This window comes from Halobacillus salinus (assembly GCF_004684905.1).
Taxonomy (GTDB): Bacteria; Bacillota; Bacilli; order Bacillales; family Halobacillaceae; genus Halobacillus; species Halobacillus salinus.
In genome coordinates this window covers 95246-109988 of sequence record NZ_SRJC01000008.1, presented here as the reverse complement: position 1 = coordinate 109988, position 14743 = coordinate 95246, and the positions used below count along the sequence as shown (strand labels likewise).

The window sequence follows — 14743 nt, the reverse complement described above, 5'->3', positions numbered from 1 at the left end:
TCTCCCACTTTGTATGGTTTGATACTATTTTTCCTTCTAATAAATATACTGGTTATTTCAACTCATGCACACGTGAGGCAGGAACTTTCCTTTGTCCCTGACTTAATCGAACAATACGGAAATAAGGCAACCGAGAGCGTACTTTCCAATATCGAGCAGGATAGCTTGGAGACAGTAAACTCGTCCACCAAAAGGGACTTCGAGTCACTTAGCGAAGTGATGGAAGCAGAACAAGAAATTCCAACCTCAACCTTAGAGTACTTTAAGCAACTGCAAAACTATATGGAGATTGGAAATGGCGCAGACACCTATTATAAAAGTATTGATTTTAAATCCATCGGATCCTCTGCTGTAAATATGTACGGACTTAATGGTGGAGCTGAAGATGTCCTGAATCAACAATACAAAAAGGCCGAGCAAAGAAAAAAAGAACTTGTAGGTAACCAAGAACACCTTTCCTTCTTTTTCAACGGGTTCAAGTTTGAGATGCACACCCTTTTATTCAAAGACTTAGGGAGATTTTTGTTATTTGAAGCGATGGTACTGACGGTTCTTATTTCTGCTTATATAACCACTTTCGAGTTCGAAAATCGTACGGATAGTACTCTATTTTCAACGAAGAGAGGACGAAAATTAATGAAAGATAAATGGATTGCTGCTTGTATCTCAAGTTTCACCTTTTCTTCGTTACTATTCACGATCTCTCTCGCAATTTACTTCCTGATGTACGATTATAGAGGTGTTTTCTTCTCTTCCTTCAGTAATATCTTTATGGCCGAGACGGAATTGCCCTATATTACGTGGTGGAACCTTACCTTTCTTGAATATCTATTTTTCTTCATTGGGACCGGACTGTTGCTTCAGACACTGTTCTCATCGCTCACTTACCTTTTGTCTATTAAATGGAGGAATAGTTATTACAGCTATATCGCCTTCGCAATCTTATTCGGGGCTTTCACATTGTTGGCAGGACTAATTCCAGGGAACACGCCGCTTTTCTTTGCAGGACAGTTCACCCCGTTCACTATGATGATGAACCCACAGACTTGGTTTACGATAAATAACCCACTGACGGTGTTCCCTTTTTATGAAGCCGCAACGATCACCACATGGGGAACTGCTCTCACATTTCTATGCTACACAAGCTATCGAAGATTTCTTCGGCAATCGCTTATATAAGGAGGGGTATAGTGACGATTTTCTGGCATGAAATGAAGAAAATATGGAATCCAAAGGTGTTATCTGGAATTGTATTGATAAGTCTATTGTTTTATCAATTATTTCTATCCTTCCATTTTGAAAACTTTCCTAATGGAAGACCTGCACTCGACCATTACCAAATCAGCATAGAACTTATTGAAGATTTCGGACCGTCACTGAATGAATCCGAATACACTCAAGTTCAAGAATGGTATTCGGAAACAATTCAAGAGGCTAAAGAATACCTCAGGACTAACGAAACAGCTAATCAATTGAACATCAGCTCTTACCAATCACTACAAAGAGAATTGTCAAACACAGAACGCGGAACAGAAGAATATAAAAAAGTAAATCAATTATATACTGAAATATATTTCGAGGATGAAGTAAATGCTTTTTGGAAGATACAAGCTTACGATAACCTCATGAACGATTACGATGACAAAGAAGCCTTGTCGGAACAGACGGGAATAGAATCGAACTTTGAATCCATTCTCCCATCGGTTATTTACGACAACTTCCAAACCCTGATTTTATATACAGGTGTACTGGTTTTAATCGCTGTGGTTATCCTTTTAGGTCGAGTTCATCTCCCGGATCAAAGAAAGAACATGCTCCCAGTTCAATACGTGACCAAGAAAGGAAGGTCACTCTTTCAAGGAAAACTATTTGCATCTCTTGTCACCACACTAGTTGTTACAACTACCTACCTTGGAGCATTCTTTGTGCTTTACTCTCGAAATGGTATCGGTATGTTCTTGGAGAGTTCTCTCTATTCGTTCCAGCTAAGCCGCACCGTGTTGTTCTGGTATGACCTCACTTTCGGGCAATACATAGGAATCACCATCGCAATCATTTATGGAGCAGCTCTTTGTGGTGCATTATCGACACTTATTTTTTCTCGTTTAGCATCTCATTACACCGCACTTTTGGGAACACTAATTCCAATTGCAACCGGAATGGTCTTAGTTCTCGCTACGTTCCTGCTTTTCAGACTTTTCAGCATGGAATATCCTCTTTGGACTTATTGGGTGGGGATTATTCTTTTACCTACTTCCTGCCTTTCCTTTTATCTTTGGAGAAGTAGGAAAGAATCAACAGTTGATATTATTTAAAAAAACGTTGCCGGATACTCATCTATAGAGATCTCCGGCAACGTTTTTAATTACTTCAAATATGAACGGGTAACATTTTTATACAATAAGTATGTATGTTTTAACTTTAAACTTTTTGAACTCCTCTATTGCTTAAATTAATTACTCGTCTTCAAACGGAACTTCCTTAAGAATAGGTAGTTTCCTAACCTCCATCTCCGTCTCAATCAATGTAATAAAATCCGGATCCAACTTCTCTTTCACTGCCTTCTGGTACGCTGTAAGTAGTGCTTCGTTAGACAGCTTTTTCATTTACCCCACGCCCTAACCTAGTAACTTTTACCCACTAACCAAGAATAGCATAGTTTATGATTATTACCAAAATAAACCAAAATATTAACAATCCAGTACGTAAAAAAGAAAAAGTCAGCATCAGATGCTGACCATCTAAGAAACATCAAATCCTATAAAAACGTTGTCTTCTGAACGTTACTAAAACATTGTAGGTATATTATCGGCATATTCTGCCATAACTTGAACGAACTCGATGATCCTTTCCGGCTCGTAATCATGCTCACACTATCAGGGCTTCAATCAAAGGTAATGATTTTCGTAATTTCTTCCCCTAACGGTTCTCCCGCTTCCGATATAGGAGGAGCAATAGTCAGCTGCACTTCTTCCACACTCTTCACTTCCGTTTCTTCCAGCACGAAGGTCATCTGGGCAGGGCGATCTTCCATCTCAAGCGCGAGCGGGTAAATGGCAGAACTGAGTAAAGCCGATGGCTCATCGACCTTTTCGTTACCGACTTTTATAGAGAAATGTTCATTAGCAAATTCTAAGTCCGTTTGTTCCGCATTCGTCCTCATCATGAGCACCACTAACTCCACCTCTTTCCCGTATCGTTCCCGCGGTAACCCTTCATTCAGTGTACCTTCCTGAAGATACACACCCTTCATTTCAATAGACAGAGGTCCCAGCTCGTATGTACCGAGATCTTTATTTTCCTTGATTGTCTCAAAACTACCTAGGCTAAACGAATTGCTGTTACCGTCATCACTCTCTTCCGCTTCTTGAGAAACAGCCTCTTGGTTCTCCATCCCTTCTTCAGCATCTTGACTTGCATCGCAACCAAAGATACCGACGACTAGGAAACATCCAAGGACCGCCAATTTAATCCACTTCACAACAAATCCTCCTTTTAAATAAGACCAACCATCGGCTCCAATGCTAGTCCTAATACGATAATCACTGCCGCTATACCAATAGGTACTTTCCTTCCATTCAGTTTCGTCATTTCGAAAACAGCAAATAGAGCTCCCACAATCACAAGTGGCAGCACATAGACAAAAATTGCGCTCAGACTTGATAGAACCGATCCAGGGATCGCCTCGACGAATATCGTCATCAGACCTATCGATAGGATTGTGAGTGGAATTCTCAAATTCACTTGTTTCATTTTATCTCTCCTAACAAAATCTTCTATTATCATCCTAACACACCCCCGTTCTCCTTTTTCCAAGAAAAAATGCCCGACCGACATAGGGACAGGCACTGAATAAATCTAGTAATCTTCTTCTCTATTGTGAAGATTGTAGAGCAAAATGTTGAAGCAGACGAATACCGCGCCTGTAGCGATCACATTAAACAATTGTAGCAAGTTCGGAATAGATTGCATGAAACTCACCAGTACAGATAGAGTACCTCCGAAACCAAATGGCAACACCCAACCGACACCTAAACTCAGAGTACCTTTCACAAGCTTAGAGAGTCTATTTTCTTCTGTGTTGTAAATGAACCCTAAGGATATCAGGACGTTCATAACAATTTGCATCATTAACATTCCTGAGAAGATCATGACACTCCCTCCTTTCCAGTCGTATGCCATAAGACCTTATGTATAAATTATTTCTATGTAGTTCGACTCCTAGTGAACCTCTCAAGTAAAGGATCTTCACCATTTTCATCTTCTCACCCTACCATAAAACCCCTTCCCTTCTCCAAATCCCTTCTGATAAATTTTGAAACTTTTCCCTTAATCCATCCGTACTAAAATTAGAGAAACAAAAGGAGCTGATTTTGTGTCATCTAAACCACTTATCGTCCGGAACTTGACGAAGTCCTTCAAGAGAAAGACGATCATCGACGACCTGTCCTTCGAATTGGACAAAGGAAAAATCTACGGTTTCCTTGGGCCGAACGGAGCCGGGAAAACGACGACGATCCGTATGCTCGTCAGCCTTCTGCACGCAGACAAAGGCGACATCATCGTGAACGGATATGATTTAAAAAAAGATCGCAGCAATGCGCTTGCCCGGATTGGAGCCGTTGTCGAGAATCCAGAGATGTACAATTTGATGTCGGGGATGGAGAACTTGCGTCACTTCGCCCGCATGCATAAACCGAAGATTTCACAGGAGCGTATCGACGAACTCGTCGAGTTTGTGGAACTAAAAGGTGCCATCAACGATAAGGTGAAAACGTACTCGCTCGGGATGAAGCAGCGCCTCGGAATCGCGCAGGCCCTCCTTCACAAACCGAACGTACTCATTCTCGATGAACCGACGAACGGCCTCGACCCGAAAGGAATCCGCCAGCTGCGGGCGTACCTTCGCACGCTTGCAAAAGATGAAGAAGTCACTGTGCTCGTATCGACGCACCTGCTGTCCGAAACGGAAATGATGTGTGATGAAGTGTTGATCATCCAGGACGGGAAGTTCGTCAAACAGTTCTCTGTAGGCGAAGAGTCTTCCGACAAAACTGTAAAAGCCTTGTTCCGTGCCACATCGAACGAAGAGCTGATTCCTGTACTTGAAGAGTTCGGAACCGTTGAACAAGACCACAAGTACATAGTCCTTTCCGGGATTCAGCAGGAACAGATACCAACAATCATTGCGACCGCTTCCGAACGAGGCGTCCTGTTGTATGAAGTCATTTTGAAAGACACATTGGAAGACCAATTCTTAGAACTGACAGGAGGCGAGAGTGCATGAACTCCCTGATAACGAACGAACTGATCAAGACATGGTACCGGAACCGGGTGAAAATGTTCCTGATCGTCATGACGGCTCTATACCTGATTATCGCCTTTTCCCTCCGCTTTTTCATGAACGAAAATGCGATACCGACAGCCGGGTCGTTCCTAATTACTTCCCAAACGATCATCAATGGAACGTTCTTATTATTCTATGGGGTCATCATCACGACCTCGTCGATCACCAGCGAATTTCATAAAGGGACAATCAAGCAGTTGGCCATCCGTCCGATTTCACGCGTGAAGATTCTCGCATCCAAGTTGATCAGTGGATTCATAGCTTTACTCGCATTAATGGTCCTCTACAACATCGTCATCTACCTGGTGTCGGTCTTGTTGTTCGACGCATCCAATGCACCAGAGAATCTATTAGTGACAGCCCTGACCGCTTGTCTGTACAAAATTCCGGTCTACCTGTTCTACCTGGCATTGTCAGTCATCATCGGTACGTTGTTCAAAAGTACCATCATCGCTGTTGTGCTGTTCTTCGTCATTGATTCAGTAGGCGGCATGGTCACGGGACTGATTACGATGCTTGAATGGAACGCAAGCTACTTCATCTATCCGAACTTGATGCTTGAAAGCTATAGCGACAACACACTGATCAATGACCCGAACATGCAGGGGCTCTTCGGCGCAGGAGAAAGCCTGACGTTCTCGCTCATGATCATCCTAGTCTACTCGCTTGTCCTAGGCGCTATCGGATTCTTTAGATTCCAGCGTCAGGATATAGCTTAATTTAAATTGGGGACGGTTCTCGTGTTTGGCAAACACGAGAACCGTCCCCAAACCAAATACCCAAACCAAATACCCAAACCAAATAAAGAACCTTAAGGCCCATTCCTTAAGGTTCTTTTTCATTTATACAACTCGATGATTTCTTCTGCTCTCTCCCTCACTTTATCTTGCAGCGAAACTGGAGAGCAGACCTTCACTTGGTCTCCGAATCCGACGATGAAACCGAGCGCTTCCTCTTCTGAGTTGAACGAAAGCTCAAGCTCCGTCCAGCCGTCCTCCCGCTCTTCCCCTTGATAGGTAGTCCGGACGAAACGCCCTGTGAATTGAATCCGCTGCAGGGCGATAGGAGATGCAACGATCCTCACCGCATACTCCGGAAGGCTTTTCGTGAATTTTTTCTTCGAGGCTTCCCAGTACTCCGCTAATGTGAAATCCTCCGGCCGCTCAAATGGTTCCTCAAGGGACGAACATGCTTTGATCCTGTCCATTCTGTAGCTGCGGAACTGGTCCGCTTCGTTCAGCAAGACCACATACCATGTACTGGATTTAGCAACCAGACCAAGCGGTTTGATGATTGATTCTTTCACGTCTCCATTCGCTTTTTCATACGTGACTTTCACCTTCGTATCGTTCATGACGGCTTCTTTGATAACATCCATCGCCGGGAGGGTTTCACTCGTGGAGCTCTTCCAAGTCCCCATATCGACATGGATCCTCTCCCATAACTTCCCTGCGCTTTCTTTTGTTTCACCAGGAACGGATAAGAGAAGCTTGTCCCGAATTTCGGAAGAAGAAATCCCCATATCCAAATCTTTCATGACCTTATCCGCATGCGGCAGGAAGAGCGCCATCACTTCTTTTTCCTTCAGCCAGCTCAACCGCTGCTTCCAATTATCGACGAGCTTCCATCCGCCAGCCGCCCCTCTTTCTGCATAAACGGGAATGCCTGCTGCGCTCAGCGACTCCATATCCCTGTGTATCGTCCGCTCCGACACTTCCAGTTCCTCGGACAAAGCGCGGGTCGACACCTTTTCCCCGTGCTGCAGGAGCAGTAAGATCTTGATCAACCGGTCAGCTTTCATGAAGAACACCCCTTTTTTCAAAAACATGACAGTACGTGTCATATATCTAATTTATGATAACAATAGATAAAAGGAAAGGATGATGAACGATGGATTTGAAAAATCAAGTTGCCCTTGTGGCAGGAGCGACAAGAGGCGCAGGCCGGGCGATGGCGATCAAGCTCGGAGAAGCAGGTGCCACCGTCTATGTCACCGGACGGACGACACGCGCCCAACAATCACCGATGTCCAGGCATGAAACGATTGAAGAGAGCGCGGAGCTCGTCACGGAGGCGGGCGGAACCGGAATTCCAGTACAAGTCGATCACACCGACGAATCCCAAGTGAAGGACCTCCTCCACCGTATTGAAAAAGAACAAAACGGACAGCTCGATATCCTCATCAACGATATCTGGGGTGGCGACCCCTTAACTGAATGGGGCAAAGACGTGGCCGAACATGATTTGCAAAAAGGACTCCAAATGCAGGAACAAGCCGTTCGCGCTCACATCATCACGTCCCATTACGCTGTGCCTTTAATGAAGAAAAACAAGCGGGGATTGATCATTGAAATTACCGACGGCACCGACTACAACTATCGAGGCAACTTCTACTACAGCCTCGCCAAAGTATCCAACATTCATATGGCAAAAGCGATGGCAGAAGACCTGAAGGAACACTCCATCACCTCGATTGCTTTGACTCCAGGCTTTCTCCGATCTGAAGCGATGCTCGAATATTTCGGAGTTACAGAAGAAAATTGGAAAGAAGGCGTCCAAGTCGATCAACACTTCATCGCATCTGAAACGCCATTCTATATCGGCGAAGCAGTGAAACACTTGGCCATGGATCAAGACGTGCACCGGTTCAACGGTCGGACGTTAAGCACATGGGAGCTCTCCGAAGTGTACGACTACAAAGACGCCGACGGCGCACAACCGCACTGGGGCAACTACTTCAAAGAGCATGTAGAATGAAATTGGGGACGGTTCTCGTGTTTGGCAAACACGAGAACCGTCCCCAACTTAAATCCAACCTAAATTCAACCCTGTCTAGAAAGCTCCGTCACATAGTCAAAGAACGCATCACGATCCACTTCATACACAAGATTCACTTCACGGCCGTCCTCAGATAGCTCCGTTCTTCCCTGACTCACGCCACTATCATGCACGATACTCTTCACCGTTCTTTTCTTCACGAGTTCTTCATTACCTACCGTTGTCGTCGTCAGCACGTCCCACAAGAAGTAAGTCGAGTTCGTCTGGTTGTGAACGAGCGGCGGAACCATTGCATAGCACTGACCGAGGAAATCGATCCCCAAGTCTTCACGCTGTGACGCCCAGTTTTGACGGACATCTAGCGTCAATGGCACCATGTTCGTGCTCTCAAGCGCAACAAGGTCAATGACGATTGAGCTGTCCCAGACACGCTTCGCCGCTTCAGGATCCCAGAAAGCGTTCCATTCCGCTGTTCCGTCGTGCTCCGGTTCTTCGACGTTTCCGACCTCAAGGAACGTACCGCCCATCCAGATCAGCTTTTCGATTTTTTCTTCGATATCCGGCGCTTCATCCAGTGCACGGGCAAGATCCGTCAGCGGTCCGATGAACACAAGTGTCGTCGGCTCGTCCGTTTTCCGCAGCGTCTCAATCAGGTGCTGATGAGCTGGAAGCTCGGCAAGCGGCGCATCAATGCTCCCTTTTTCATTCAAAAGAGGTAGAGCATCCACGTAGAACGCGTGCATACGCCAGTCTTTCGGGAACGCGTTCACGCCGCGCGAGTTCGATGCTGCCACTTCGACCGACTGCCCGTGTCCAAAGCGGTCGATGATCTTACGGCTCGCATATGCTGCCGGCTCCAAATAACAATCGGCAGGAATAACGCCCACTCCCGTCAATTCCACATCATCCATCTGTAATAAAAGGAAAAGCGACACAAGATCGTCGACTCCACCATCATGGTTCAAATATACGTTTTTCTTCATTATCCATTTCCACCCTTCTTATGTTTGCACGAAAAAAAAGACCTCTTTCCCAGAATATAAAAAAGGAAAGAGGTCTCGCCGCGCGATTCTCTCCTTATAGTCCAGCTTTTCTCGGCAGCTGGGTAGAAACGTGTGGGCCATCTTTCCACATATATATAAGGAATGCTGATTTAATTGTCTTCATTTTAGCAGAGGGGGTTTGTGGAGGCAAGAAACTTCGATTATAGATTCAACCGCTCATTCGCCGTCTCATTATACCGCTTGAGCAAGCGACCGAACGTCTCCTGCTCCTCTTCCGTCCACCCCTCGAGCATCTCTTCCAACCGCTCGAAGCGCTCACGCCGGTTCCCTTCCAGTTCCTCGGAACCGAGCTCGGTGATTTTATAAAAATACGAACGCTTGTCATCCGGGTTCGGGAGCTTCTCCACATAGTCCTTCTCCACCAAAGCAGAAGCTTGGCGGCTGACAGTGGAGATATCCAATTGGAGGTTTTCCGCTAACGCTTTGACCCCGGCCGGGCCGTACGTCGATAGCTGTCTCAACAAAATATATGCCGAGCGCTCCATCCGCCCTTCCCTCTGTTCTGTCATGACAATTCTTCGTACAAAATCTGTGATTTGTCGCTCGATCAACTCAACGGATTCGTCACTCATCCTAGACACCTCGATTTACATGCTTGTACGTCCAAGCATAACATATCCACCCACTCGTCTTGACATCGAAAAGAATATAGTTGTATCATACAAGTTATTGATTGTATAATACAACTATTTTAAAGGAGAATGCTACGATGTCTACACAATCGAAACCGGTTCCTCCGATTTCAATCGCAGAAGAGCCTAGTATATTAAAACAGCCGAAAGCCGTATGGGCTGTCTTTTTTGCCTGTATCATCGCCTTCATGGGGCTCGGTCTCGTCGACCCGATCCTCCCGGCGATTGCCACTCAGCTCGATGCAGCACCAAGTGAGGTGACCCTTCTATTCACCAGCTATAATGCCGTAATGGCAGTCGCGATGCTCGTGACCGGCGTGATTACTTCCCGGATCGGCATGAAAAAGACGCTCCTATCCGGTATCGTCATCATCGCCCTATTTTCCGGACTCGGAGGCCTATCGAACGGCATCTGGGAACTCGTCTTCCTGCGCGGAGGCTGGGGACTCGGCAACGCCCTGTTCGTCGCAACCGCACTGACAGCGATCGTCACGCTATCAAACAGCGGGAACGCCAAAGCAATCATTTTATACGAAGCAGCGATCGGACTCGGTATCTCCGTCGGTCCGCTTCTCGGCGGATGGCTCGGCGCGATGTCTTGGAGAGGCCCGTTCCTCGGTGTCGCCACACTAATGGTGATCGCCTTCGTCGGACTCACAACGCTGATGCCGAAAGCACCTGCAAGTACCAATGTGAAAAAGAAGAAGTCGTCGCTCGCCGACCCGTTCCGTGCCTTGAAGCACCGCCCGTTATTCGTCTTAGGCATCACAGCCGCTCTCTATAATTACGGATTCTTCACGTTACTCGCCTTTTCCCCATTCGTCCTGGGGTTAGATGAACACGGTCTCGGCATGGTCTTCCTGGGCTGGGGAATCCTGCTTGCCATCACGTCCGTCTTCGTGGCACCGAAGCTTCAGAAATGGATCGGCACCGTCAAATCGATGGCGCTTATGCTCGTCCTATTCGCGCTGACTCTAGCAGCAATGGGCATCTGGACATCCACCCAGTGGGTCGTCATCGCAGCCGTCGTCTTCGCCGGCGCCCTGCTCGGAAACAACAACACGCTGATCACGACAGCCGTCATGAACGCAACCGAAGTCGAACGCTCGACTGCGTCCGCAGCCTACAGTTTCCTGCGCTTCCTAGGCGGTGCCCTTGCTCCGTTCCTAGCCGGCAAACTTTCCGAAATCTTCAACCCAAGCGTCCCGTTCTACACCGGCGCGGTGGTGGTTCTGTTGTCAGTGGTGTTTGTGATGATGAACCAGAAGCACATCCATCATGTGGATGAAGCGGAGGCTCACTGATTTTGATTTGTGCGCTTTTGTTGGGCGCTTTTGTTGGGCGCTTTTGTTGGGCGCTTTTGTTGGGGACGGTTCTCGCGTTAGCATTTTGAACGTGCATTTCGATCGGGGACGGTTCTGCTGTTTGTAAGACGTAATTTGAAAGCAGCAAACCCGAACTCTAATTAACAATAAAGATAAAACAAGAAGAGGAGCTTGGAAACCAAGCTCCTCTTCTTGTTTTATACAACATTCACCTCTCTGAACGACGACCGTGCGCCCTCCTTAAATAAACAGCCACAGCAGCAAGAACCACAAATCCGACAACATTAATAATTGTAGACACGGATTCATTATCTATAAAAATGTTTACTATAAATGATCCGGCGACTAAGAACAAAACGAACATAAACCATTTATTCCCCAAGATATCCCTCCACTTTCTATCTATTAAGGTTTCGTATACGTCGCAAACTCCACAAACCCGATCACGAGAATACAAACAAACATGAACCCGTACAAACCGAGCGCCCACCACGTGAACGTCCTTCGATGATTCACTTTGATCAAGCTTATCAACCCCGTAAGGACCCCAACCGTCGGAACGACTTGCAAGAACAGATTCGAAAACGGGTCGGGGCCTCCTGAGGTTAATAGAAAAATATTCAAATACGCAAGCGTGAGCAACGCACAAACGAAAGAAACTACACCCAGCCTCGTTTCCCCGAGCTTCACTTTCTTTTTCTTCTTTACCAGTTCCATAGACGCACCTCCCCGATATGGACCTCTCGTATCGCTTCATTATCCCGCAGCTTCAGCAACTCTTTCGTCGGCCCAGTCACTACGCCACCGTAAGCTTTCAGTCCATTCGCTTCCAGGTAGTCAATTCTTTCATCCAGGTCGAGCCACTTCGCGTGGGCAAGCGTCGTCGCTTGGCTTTCGTACTTTTCCAAGAAACGTAGACTGTCCATGAATTGTTCCTCGTTCTGTTCCCTCGAATTGTATGGAGACCAGCCATCCGGGTCAGGTTTGGCAGGATAGCCAATTGGTGGAAGATAGCCGCCTTCTGAACTTTCCCCCTTCGCTTCGAGCCCCGTATCAATCGCATACCATACCCATTCCGCATCCACTTCCTCCAGCACACTGCGCATATCATCAGGCGAATACGTATCCTCAAGCGAGATGAATACTTCCGCAACCGTTCCTTCCGGCAGTTTATCCAGCTCGATGAACGGGTTCATTTCATGGTTCGAAATCGCTGCATCTGGGTGAAAAAGTTGTTGCGTCTCCGGTCTCGGGATATCCTTTGGTGGATTCTCGATGATGTAGTTACGCTTCGGAGATTCTGCTTCCGAGAAGTTGTAGGAAACCTCCCAATCTCCTAATGAGATATCGTTTCTCCCGACGCGCTTATAGACATCCATATCCACATCGAAGGTGAACAAACCGAATGTCCGCTCAACATCCATCTCCTCCAAGCTGACGTTCGGCTCGGTCACATATACCGTCTGGATCGCGACTTGGATGAGGTCCTCCGCCTTCTGCCCCCACCCATAATAAAGATAGCTTGCCATCATCAAGACCGGCACAATCAAGAGAATAATCATCGTTACAAAAGCGGTCATTGAAAAACGCGCATTACGGATGCTGTTCTTGATGATTCTACCTGCTTTATCCGACGATATCTCTTCCTTCTCCTCTTTAGCAGGCTGCAATTCCTCCGCCATGACCTCTTGATAAGCATCCAGCTTCTCAAGCTCCTTCTCCACCTCTTCCGCTTCCTGTTCGGAAAGGTTGCCATCATAGTAATCTTTCAACCTCTGCTTCCAATCTTCATTCATCCCCGTCACTCCCTTTCTTGTAAAGCTGCTTCAATTTAGCCCTTCCACGGAAAATGTGGGACTTCAATGTATTCTCATTCAGCGACAGCGCAGCCGCCGCCTGTTGGTAGGTGTAGCCCTTCAAATCGCATAAAAGAATCGCCAGTTTCTGAACTTCCTTCAGCTGATCGAGTCTAGTATAGAGCTCTTCTTTGTCGATTTTTTTCTGGACTTCCTCTTCGGCGGACGCGCCCGTCTTTATGTTTAAAAAATATCCCGGCTCTTCGATGTCCATCTTCTTGTTCCGCCTCACGTAGTCGATGAACGTGTGATAAGCGATTTTCAAAAGCCATGATTTCATCGCTTTCGGAGGACTTTTCTCCAAAGCCCCGTAGGCCTTCATGAACGTATCCTGCGTCAGATCCTCCGCCAAACTCTGATCCCTTGAAAGAGAAAGAAGATAACGATAGACATCGTTTATGTACAGCTTATAAAGTTGATTGATATCCAAAGCATCTCCCCCTCCTCTCTAATCAACGGATAAGCAAATGGAAAAGTTGCAGGCTGAAGAGAAATAAATTCCATTTTTTGATCGTGCAGTTTTTGGGTTGGGGACGGTTCTCGTGTTTGGTTAACACGAGAACCGTCCCCAACTCAAGCGCTCAAATCAAAGCAATCCACCCTTTTTTAAAAATATTATGTACTTTTGTATAAGTTTACTTTACTTTATGTAAAAAGTTGGTTTATAATTATTTCCAAGAGGTGAGGAGCATGAAGAAAGATTTTGGTGATTCGATATCAAATAAGGTGTACGAATATCGTGTTCTTGCCAGAATGTCACAGCAAGAATTAGCAAAGCAAGTCGGGGTCTCCAAGCAAACCATCTTCGTAATGGAAAAAGGGAACTATGTTCCAAGTATGTTATTGGCGTTTCGTATCGCAGATTTCTTTGATGTGGATGTAAACGACGTTTTTACTTATTCGAAAGGTGATGACCAAAATGAATGATAAGCTACTACCGAAAATTCATAACGCCATTTTTTCTCCCTTAAGATCCTGGGCAGAACAATCATCGGGGAATTGGAACATTCTCCTCGGAATCGGGTTCTTGCTTCTCATTGTGAGTATTATTTTTGCTTATGTATTTTACAAGAAAATCGGGACGGAAGACGAGCGGACCAATACAATCTTCTTGAAGAGCAGTTTCTTCATGCTCCTTACCGTTATCTTTTGTGACATGGTCTTCCCGAAAGAATATATGTGGAACATCTTCTTCTTGTTCAAATACGGATTCGCCATCCTAGCTGGCGGCCTATTCATGGCTATCCAATATAGAAGAGATTTCACTTAATTCAAATGGGGACGGTTCTGGCGTTTGAAATTCAAACACCAGAACCGTCCCCAATTTAAATCCACATCAAAAACCACCCATACTCAACCCAAGGACATTAAGAAAGGCATACCAGCCAAGCGTTCCAACACTAAGGAAGAGCACAACCAAAGACAACACTGGAACAGAACCGGCCTCGCCCCGCTTCCCTTTCAAAAAGACAATCAATGAAAAAATGAAACTCGAAACTAACAAGATCCCGAACAACACATTATAAGTCCCTACTCTTATCCCCAACCACGTGTCCAATCCAAAAAGGGAGAGGGAGATATAGAGCAGATTGACTATTAATGCGATTACTAAGAAGAATGCTCTCATCTAAAATCTCCTTCTGTTTCTTATATCTACTAATTCCACACTACCATAAGTTTCTATTTTAATGGAAGTATCTGTATGATTGTAGCGGTAGCGTTAACCATGTTAGAGTGAATT

Annotated in this window: 20 protein-coding genes and 1 riboswitch; of the genes, 8 read left to right on the top strand and 12 right to left on the bottom strand. The window is 45.9% G+C overall.

The window, feature by feature from the left end; translation table 11 throughout:
- The first annotated feature begins 72 nt into the window (after positions 1–72).
- Together E4663_RS18350 and E4663_RS18345 are read left to right on the top strand one after the other, a co-directional pair.
- Positions 73–1179 carry an ABC transporter permease family protein gene (locus E4663_RS18350; RefSeq protein WP_135328721.1) on the top strand — a complete coding sequence of 369 codons (1107 nt, stop codon included), beginning with the start codon at positions 73–75 and terminating at the stop codon, positions 1177–1179.
- A gap of 11 nt (positions 1180–1190) precedes the next feature.
- Positions 1191–2315, top strand: coding sequence for a YlbF family regulator (locus E4663_RS18345; RefSeq protein WP_135328720.1), 1125 nt, complete (start codon positions 1191–1193; stop codon positions 2313–2315).
- A gap of 141 nt (positions 2316–2456) precedes the next feature.
- On the opposite strand, the gene E4663_RS18340 is transcribed toward E4663_RS18345, so the two are convergent.
- From E4663_RS18340 to E4663_RS18325, 4 genes are all read right to left on the bottom strand, one after another.
- Positions 2457–2606, bottom strand: a complete 150-nt coding sequence (locus E4663_RS18340; RefSeq protein ID WP_135328719.1) for a sporulation histidine kinase inhibitor Sda — start codon at positions 2604–2606, stop codon at positions 2457–2459.
- A 278-nt stretch (positions 2607–2884) separates the two neighbouring features.
- Positions 2885–3481 carry a hypothetical protein gene (locus tag E4663_RS18335; protein ID WP_135328718.1) on the bottom strand — a complete coding sequence of 199 codons (597 nt, stop codon included), beginning with the start codon at positions 3479–3481 and terminating at the stop codon, positions 2885–2887.
- A 14-nt stretch (positions 3482–3495) separates the two neighbouring features.
- The gene (locus E4663_RS18330) at positions 3496–3753 is read right to left on the bottom strand and encodes a hypothetical protein (RefSeq protein ID WP_135328717.1); all 258 of its coding nucleotides are present in this window, start codon (positions 3751–3753) and stop codon (positions 3496–3498) included.
- A gap of 105 nt (positions 3754–3858) precedes the next feature.
- Positions 3859–4137, bottom strand: coding sequence for a hypothetical protein (locus E4663_RS18325; protein WP_206663502.1), 279 nt, complete (start codon positions 4135–4137; stop codon positions 3859–3861).
- A gap of 238 nt (positions 4138–4375) precedes the next feature.
- Between E4663_RS18325 and E4663_RS18320 the strand changes: the two genes are divergently transcribed.
- Together E4663_RS18320 and E4663_RS18315 are read left to right on the top strand one after the other, a co-directional pair.
- Entirely contained in the window at positions 4376–5287 is a 912-nt protein-coding gene (locus tag E4663_RS18320; protein ID WP_135328715.1) for an ABC transporter ATP-binding protein, read from the top strand.
- Entirely contained in the window at positions 5284–6066 is a 783-nt protein-coding gene (locus E4663_RS18315; protein ID WP_135328714.1) for an ABC transporter permease, read from the top strand. Before E4663_RS18320 ends, E4663_RS18315 begins: the two co-directional genes overlap by 4 nt.
- A gap of 119 nt (positions 6067–6185) precedes the next feature.
- On the opposite strand, the gene E4663_RS18310 is transcribed toward E4663_RS18315, so the two are convergent.
- The gene (locus E4663_RS18310) at positions 6186–7148 is read right to left on the bottom strand and encodes a helix-turn-helix transcriptional regulator (RefSeq protein WP_158290539.1); all 963 of its coding nucleotides are present in this window, start codon (positions 7146–7148) and stop codon (positions 6186–6188) included.
- A gap of 89 nt (positions 7149–7237) precedes the next feature.
- Here E4663_RS18310 and E4663_RS18305 point away from each other — a divergent pair, with 89 nt between their 5' ends.
- Positions 7238–8104: an SDR family oxidoreductase gene (locus E4663_RS18305; RefSeq protein ID WP_135328712.1), complete on the top strand. Its 867-nt coding sequence runs from the start codon at positions 7238–7240 to the stop codon at positions 8102–8104.
- A gap of 65 nt (positions 8105–8169) precedes the next feature.
- On the opposite strand, the gene E4663_RS18300 is transcribed toward E4663_RS18305, so the two are convergent.
- Both E4663_RS18300 and E4663_RS18295 read right to left on the bottom strand, forming a co-directional pair.
- Positions 8170–9108: a nucleoside hydrolase gene (locus E4663_RS18300; RefSeq protein WP_135328711.1), complete on the bottom strand. Its 939-nt coding sequence runs from the start codon at positions 9106–9108 to the stop codon at positions 8170–8172.
- Positions 9109–9185: 77 nt separating this feature from the next.
- Positions 9186–9287: riboswitch (purine riboswitch) on the bottom strand.
- Positions 9288–9329: 42 nt separating this feature from the next.
- A complete protein-coding gene (locus E4663_RS18295) occupies positions 9330–9761 on the bottom strand; it encodes a MarR family winged helix-turn-helix transcriptional regulator (protein ID WP_135328710.1) in 432 nt (143 codons plus the stop codon).
- Positions 9762–9898: 137 nt separating this feature from the next.
- On the opposite strand from E4663_RS18295, the gene E4663_RS18290 reads away from it, so the two are divergent.
- Positions 9899–11125 (top strand): MFS transporter, encoded by a 1227-nt coding sequence (locus E4663_RS18290; protein WP_135328709.1) that lies wholly within the window; start codon positions 9899–9901, stop codon positions 11123–11125.
- A 229-nt stretch (positions 11126–11354) separates the two neighbouring features.
- On the opposite strand, the gene E4663_RS19870 is transcribed toward E4663_RS18290, so the two are convergent.
- The 4 genes from E4663_RS19870 to E4663_RS18275 are packed head-to-tail and all read right to left on the bottom strand — an operon-like array spanning position 11355 to position 13432.
- Complete coding sequence (locus E4663_RS19870) at positions 11355–11528, bottom strand: hypothetical protein (RefSeq protein ID WP_158290538.1); 174 nt, start codon at positions 11526–11528, stop codon at positions 11355–11357.
- Positions 11529–11551: 23 nt separating this feature from the next.
- Positions 11552–11863: a hypothetical protein gene (locus tag E4663_RS18285; protein ID WP_135328708.1), complete on the bottom strand. Its 312-nt coding sequence runs from the start codon at positions 11861–11863 to the stop codon at positions 11552–11554.
- Positions 11851–12942: an anti-sigma factor gene (locus E4663_RS18280; protein WP_135328707.1), complete on the bottom strand. Its 1092-nt coding sequence runs from the start codon at positions 12940–12942 to the stop codon at positions 11851–11853. The genes E4663_RS18285 and E4663_RS18280 overlap by 13 nt, the downstream gene beginning before the upstream one ends.
- The gene (locus E4663_RS18275) at positions 12935–13432 is read right to left on the bottom strand and encodes a sigma-70 family RNA polymerase sigma factor (protein WP_135328706.1); all 498 of its coding nucleotides are present in this window, start codon (positions 13430–13432) and stop codon (positions 12935–12937) included. The genes E4663_RS18280 and E4663_RS18275 overlap by 8 nt, the downstream gene beginning before the upstream one ends.
- Positions 13433–13692: 260 nt before the next feature.
- Here E4663_RS18275 and E4663_RS18270 point away from each other — a divergent pair, with 260 nt between their 5' ends.
- Entirely contained in the window at positions 13693–13929 is a 237-nt protein-coding gene (locus E4663_RS18270) for a helix-turn-helix transcriptional regulator (RefSeq protein ID WP_135328705.1), read from the top strand.
- Complete coding sequence (locus E4663_RS18265) at positions 13922–14272, top strand: DUF2178 domain-containing protein (protein WP_135328704.1); 351 nt, start codon at positions 13922–13924, stop codon at positions 14270–14272. The genes E4663_RS18270 and E4663_RS18265 overlap by 8 nt, the downstream gene beginning before the upstream one ends.
- A gap of 66 nt (positions 14273–14338) precedes the next feature.
- On the opposite strand, the gene E4663_RS18260 is transcribed toward E4663_RS18265, so the two are convergent.
- A complete protein-coding gene (locus tag E4663_RS18260) occupies positions 14339–14629 on the bottom strand; it encodes a hypothetical protein (RefSeq protein ID WP_135328703.1) in 291 nt (96 codons plus the stop codon).
- Between the last annotated feature and the right edge of the window lie 114 nt (positions 14630–14743).

Coding starts and splice junctions, on each gene's coding strand:
- E4663_RS18280 (WP_135328707.1), bottom strand. CDS start 12,942: ATGAATGAAGATTGGAAGCAGAGGTTGAAAGATTACTATGATGGCAAC.
- E4663_RS18340 (WP_135328719.1), bottom strand. CDS start 2,606: ATGAAAAAGCTGTCTAACGAAGCACTACTTACAGCGTACCAGAAGGCA.
- E4663_RS18285 (WP_135328708.1), bottom strand. CDS start 11,863: ATGGAACTGGTAAAGAAGAAAAAGAAAGTGAAGCTCGGGGAAACGAGG.
- E4663_RS18330 (WP_135328717.1), bottom strand. CDS start 3,753: ATGAAACAAGTGAATTTGAGAATTCCACTCACAATCCTATCGATAGGT.
- E4663_RS18325 (WP_206663502.1), bottom strand. CDS start 4,137: ATGTTAATGATGCAAATTGTTATGAACGTCCTGATATCCTTAGGGTTC.
- E4663_RS18260 (WP_135328703.1), bottom strand. CDS start 14,629: ATGAGAGCATTCTTCTTAGTAATCGCATTAATAGTCAATCTGCTCTAT.
- E4663_RS18305 (WP_135328712.1), top strand. CDS start 7,238: ATGGATTTGAAAAATCAAGTTGCCCTTGTGGCAGGAGCGACAAGAGGC.
- E4663_RS18295 (WP_135328710.1), bottom strand. CDS start 9,761: ATGAGTGACGAATCCGTTGAGTTGATCGAGCGACAAATCACAGATTTT.
- E4663_RS18290 (WP_135328709.1), top strand. CDS start 9,899: ATGTCTACACAATCGAAACCGGTTCCTCCGATTTCAATCGCAGAAGAG.
- E4663_RS18270 (WP_135328705.1), top strand. CDS start 13,693: ATGAAGAAAGATTTTGGTGATTCGATATCAAATAAGGTGTACGAATAT.
- E4663_RS18310 (WP_158290539.1), bottom strand. CDS start 7,148: ATGAAAGCTGACCGGTTGATCAAGATCTTACTGCTCCTGCAGCACGGG.
- E4663_RS18300 (WP_135328711.1), bottom strand. CDS start 9,108: ATGAAGAAAAACGTATATTTGAACCATGATGGTGGAGTCGACGATCTT.
- E4663_RS18315 (WP_135328714.1), top strand. CDS start 5,284: ATGAACTCCCTGATAACGAACGAACTGATCAAGACATGGTACCGGAAC.
- E4663_RS18265 (WP_135328704.1), top strand. CDS start 13,922: ATGAATGATAAGCTACTACCGAAAATTCATAACGCCATTTTTTCTCCC.